6 protein-coding genes are annotated in these 4238 nt (G+C 64.1%); all 6 read left to right on the forward strand.

Annotated elements, in window-relative coordinates; all coding sequences use genetic code 11:
• Positions 1-483: SPOR domain-containing protein (locus EOA28_RS26730; protein ID WP_245501600.1), on the forward strand; the 483-nt coding region annotated here is incomplete at its 5' end.
• Between the two features lie 132 nt (positions 484-615).
• Positions 616-1635, forward strand: coding sequence for a beta-N-acetylhexosaminidase (gene nagZ, locus EOA28_RS26735; RefSeq protein ID WP_128315450.1), 1020 nt, complete (start codon positions 616-618; stop codon positions 1633-1635).
• A gap of 63 nt (positions 1636-1698) precedes the next feature.
• Positions 1699-2499, forward strand: coding sequence for a ScpA family protein (locus EOA28_RS26740; protein ID WP_127252335.1), 801 nt, complete (start codon positions 1699-1701; stop codon positions 2497-2499).
• Positions 2496-3251, forward strand: a complete 756-nt coding sequence (gene scpB / locus EOA28_RS26745) for an SMC-Scp complex subunit ScpB (protein WP_127252314.1) — start codon at positions 2496-2498, stop codon at positions 3249-3251. The genes EOA28_RS26740 and scpB overlap by 4 nt, the downstream gene beginning before the upstream one ends.
• 296 nt (positions 3252-3547) lie before the next feature.
• Positions 3548-3766, forward strand: a complete 219-nt coding sequence (locus tag EOA28_RS26750) for a twin-arginine translocase TatA/TatE family subunit (protein ID WP_095815328.1) — start codon at positions 3548-3550, stop codon at positions 3764-3766.
• An 82-nt stretch (positions 3767-3848) separates the two neighbouring features.
• A partial coding sequence (gene tatB, locus EOA28_RS26755; protein ID WP_128315451.1) for a Sec-independent protein translocase protein TatB occupies positions 3849-4238 on the forward strand: 390 nt, incomplete at its 3' end.

The raw sequence follows: 4238 nt of genomic DNA on the forward strand, positions 1-4238 counted from the left end.
GGCCAGCAGACGGGAACGGTGGCTTCAGATACGGGGCAGGCCGATACGGGTCAGGCCGATGCGGTGACCGTCAAGCCGGCGAAGCCCGCGAAGAAGGCTGAAGCCAAGTCGCAGTCGAGCAACACGCCCGCGACGGTGCCGGTGGCGCCGGCGCGCCCGTCCGACCAGCCGGTCGATATCGTCGGCGAGGTCAAGCCGGACCAAGTCGCTTCCATCGATCCGGCGGCGGCAGCCGGCGGCGGCTCGTGGTCGATGCAGATCGCCTCGCGGCCGACGGTGCAAAGCGCGCAGTCGACCTATCAGGATCTGCAGCGCCGCTATGGCAGCGTGCTCTCCGGCCGCACCGCCAACATCGTCAAGGCCGAGGTCGCGGGCAAGGGCACCTTCTACCGTGTCCGCGTTCCAGCCCAGTCGCGCAACGATGCGATCGAGCTCTGCACCAGCTACAAGGCGGCGGGCGGTAACTGCTTCGTATCGCGCTGATCCGTCCCAACACCGAACGCCGGCGCCGCCGCAAGGCCGCGCCGGCTTTTCGTTGTGGACGGTTGTGGGCTTTGGCCGGTCCAAGGGCAGGGGTGATTCCCTTTGCTCGCTCAAAGCCTTAAGCTTCAGTCTATGAGCGAATCAAAATCCATGATCCTCGGCTGCGCCGGGAAATCCCTCACCGAAGACGAAGTCCGCTTCTATCGGAACGAACGTCCCTGGGGTTTCATCCTGTTTGCGCGCAATATCGGCGGGGCGACACAGATCCGCGATCTGGTGGCCGCGATGCGCGACTGCGTCGGCCGCCAGGAGGCTCCCGTCTTCATCGACCAGGAAGGCGGCCGGGTGCAGCGCCTGCGTCCGCCGCTGGCGCCGAACTACCCGGCCGGCGGCGCGCTTGGCGCGCTGTGGCGCGAGGACAAGGAAGCCGGCCGCCGCGCCGCCTGGCTGCTGGCGCGGCTGCACGCCTTCGATCTTTCCCGCCTGGGCATCACGGCCGACTGCCTGCCGGTGCTTGACGTTCCGGTCGAAGGCGCCAGCGATGTCATCGGCGCGCGCGCCTATGGCAAGGAGCCCAATGCTGTGATCGAGCTTGGCCGGGCCTCGGCCGAGGGCTTGGTGTCGGGCGGCGTGCTGCCGGTGATGAAGCACATTCCCGGCCATGGCCGCGCCTTTGCCGACACGCATTTCGCGCTGCCGACCGTCGATACGCCGCTCGAGGAGCTCAGGCGGCATGATTTTGCCCCGTTCAAGGCGTTGAACGCGCTGCCGATGGCGATGACGGCGCATGTCGTCTACAGCGCCATCGACCCCGAAAATCCTGCGACGACGTCCGCCAAGGTCGTCGATCAGGTGATCCGCGGCGAGATCGGCTTCGACGGGCTGCTGATGAGCGATGACACCTCAATGAAGGCACTTTCTGGGGATTTCCCGACAAAGGCGGCGTCGATCCTTGCGGCCGGCTGCGATCTCGTCCTTCACTGCAACGGCGTTTTCGAGGAGATGTCGGGGATCGCCTCGCGCACGACGGGGCTGTCGGGCAAGTCCTTGCAACGCGCGGAGCGGGCGCTGACCTATATAAAGGATCGCGACGTCGCCGACGAAACGGCGATACGCGCGGAATTTGCCACCTATTTCGAAGCGGTGGCCTGAACCGGAAGGGACGAAAGGCAAGTGGCGGAGACATTGGAAGGCAAGGCCGCGAAGGCCGCACCGATGGACCGTCTGTGGGCCGAGAACGACGATTCGCGCTTGACCGGCGACCCATTGCTGGTCGTCGACGTGGCCGGTTTCGAGGGTCCGCTCGATCTTCTCCTGCACCTTGCCCGCAACCAGAAGGTCGATCTGGCACGCATTTCGATCCTGGCTTTGGCCGAGCAGTATCTGGCCTTCATCGAGAAGGTGCGGGCGCTGAGGTTGGAGCTTGCCGCCGACTATCTGGTGATGGCGGCGTGGCTCGCCTTCCTGAAATCGAAGCTCCTGATCCCGAAACAGCCGGGCGAGGAGGGCGAAAGCGGCGAGGAACTGGCGGCGGTGCTGCAATTCCGGCTGAAGCGGCTGGAAGCCATGCGCGACGCCTCGGCGCGGCTGGTCAACCGCAATCGCCTCGGCCGCGACGTCTTCGCGCGCGGCATGCCGGAAATGGTCATCATCGAGAAGCGCAACAGCTTTTCGGCCTCGCTTTACGATCTGCTCACCGCCTACGCGCAGCAGCGCCAGCGGCAGGCCATCAACAATGTGACGATCGCCCGGCGCGCCGTGTGGTCGCTGAAGGATGCGCGCGAGGTGCTGGCGCGGCTGATCGGCGCGGTCGGCGACTGGACGGCGCTCGACAGTTTCCTGATCGAGTATCTGGCGGCGCCGGAAGAGAAGCGCACGGCGATGGCCAGTTCGTTCGCGGCGACCCTCGAAATGGTGCGCGAGGGCAAACTGGAAGTGCGGCAGGACCAGGTGTTCGCGCCGATCTATCTGCGCAGCCGCGCGCAAGGTGCAAAGGCAGTCGAGGTGGTATCATGAGTGAACGCGCCAACGCCTCAGTCATCCCGTTCAGGGTTGAGGATGAGCCGGAAGACGAGATGGCCGAGCAGGGTTCACTCGAAAACCCCGCCGAGCGGCTGCAGCTGTCGGAAGCGGTGCGCATGGCCGAGGCGATCGTTTTCGCCAGCGCCGAGCCGGTCAGCGAAAAGCAGCTTGCCGCGCGCCTGCCTGAAGGCGTCAACATCGCCGCCGCGATGGCCGATCTTCAGCAGATCTATGCCAAGCGCGGCGTCAACCTGGTGCGGGTCGGCGATGCCTGGGCCTTCCGCACCGCAGGCGATCTGGCTTTCCTGATGAGCCGGGACTCCGTTCAGCAACGGAAGCTGTCGCGCGCGGCGCTCGAAGTGCTGGCGATCATCGCCTATCACCAGCCCGTCACGCGCGCCGAAATCGAAGACATCCGAGGCGTGGAGACGTCGAAAGGCACGCTCGACACGCTGCTCGAAACGGAATGGGTCAGGATGCGCGGCCGCCGCCGCACGCCGGGACGGCCGGTGACCTATGGCACCACCGACGCCTTCCTCGATCATTTCGCGCTGGAGGAGATCCGCGATCTGCCCGGTATGGAAGAGCTGAAGGGCGCCGGCCTGCTCTCGACGCGCATGCCGGCCAATTTCTCGATGCCGGTGCCGCCAGCCGATTCCGACGCGCTCGCCGAGGACGAGGATGAGCTGACCGATATCGACCTCGAGGAGCTCGGGCTGCTGACGCCGCGCGTCACGGAAGAGTGACCTAAAGCGCGTCGCGATCTTTCAGGTTCTTTTCAGGTTCGCTCCACGCGCTTTAGGTTTTTGATTTTACGCATGTCTTTATCCCGAAACCGGTTCCCACTTTCGGGAGACATGCTTTTAGGGAACCGGCACAACTGGTCTAATAGCAAGGCCTGCGCGGATTCGTAGCAAGGCGCTCACGTCGAAAGTGCGTGACATCCGCTAGCCATTTTATCAACTTCATTGCAGTTGTGTTTGAATCCCCGAGCGAAAACGCATAGATCATCGCCGAGGGAAAACATTCGAGAGAGATCGTTATGGGTTCGTTTTCGATTTGGCACTGGATGATCGTGCTGGTCATCGTGCTTCTGGTGTTCGGCCGCGGCAAGATCCCCGAGCTGATGGGCGACATGGCCAAGGGCATCAAGAGCTTCAAGAAGGGCATGGCTGACGACGACGTTGACGACAAGCGTACCGTCGAGCACCGCGCCGACGAGACTGTTTCGCCGGGCAAGGAAAAGGTCAGCAAGAGCTGATCCGATTGTTGGTTTGAGCATGCCGTTGTACCAAAACCGCTTCGCATATGCGGGCGGCGTGTTCTCGTCGGAATAGATTGTCATGTTCGAAGTCGGTTGGAGCGAACTGCTGGTGATCGCGGTCGTCATGATCGTGGTCGTCGGGCCCAAGGATTTGCCCAACATGCTGCGCACCTTCGGCCGCACCGCGGCGAAACTGCGCGCCATGGCCGGCGACTTCCAGAAGCAGTTCAACGAGGCGCTGAAGGAAGCCGAGCTCGACGACGTCAAGAGTTCGATCGACAGTCTTCGCAGCCTCAATCCGATGAACGAGGTGCGCAAGCAGCTCAATCCGTTCGAGCAGGCCGCAGCCGATGTGCGGGCCGGCGTCGACACGATGATGAAGCCGAAGCCCGCCGCCGATCCTGCCGCGGCGGCGGCAGACACGCCGCAGCCCGCCGAGCCGCTCAAGAACGGCGCGACGGACATGCCC

Source organism: Mesorhizobium sp. M2A.F.Ca.ET.067.02.1.1 (genome assembly GCF_004023285.1).
Taxonomy (GTDB): Bacteria; Pseudomonadota; Alphaproteobacteria; order Rhizobiales; family Rhizobiaceae; genus Mesorhizobium.

Bases quoted from the DNA above. Each gene is read 5' to 3' on its own strand.
- scpB (WP_127252314.1), top strand. From the start codon at position 2,496: ATGAGTGAACGCGCCAACGCCTCAGTCATCCCGTTCAGGGTTGAGGAT.
- nagZ (WP_128315450.1), top strand. From the start codon at position 616: ATGAGCGAATCAAAATCCATGATCCTCGGCTGCGCCGGGAAATCCCTC.
- EOA28_RS26750 (WP_095815328.1), top strand. From the start codon at position 3,548: ATGGGTTCGTTTTCGATTTGGCACTGGATGATCGTGCTGGTCATCGTG.
- EOA28_RS26740 (WP_127252335.1), top strand. From the start codon at position 1,699: ATGGACCGTCTGTGGGCCGAGAACGACGATTCGCGCTTGACCGGCGAC.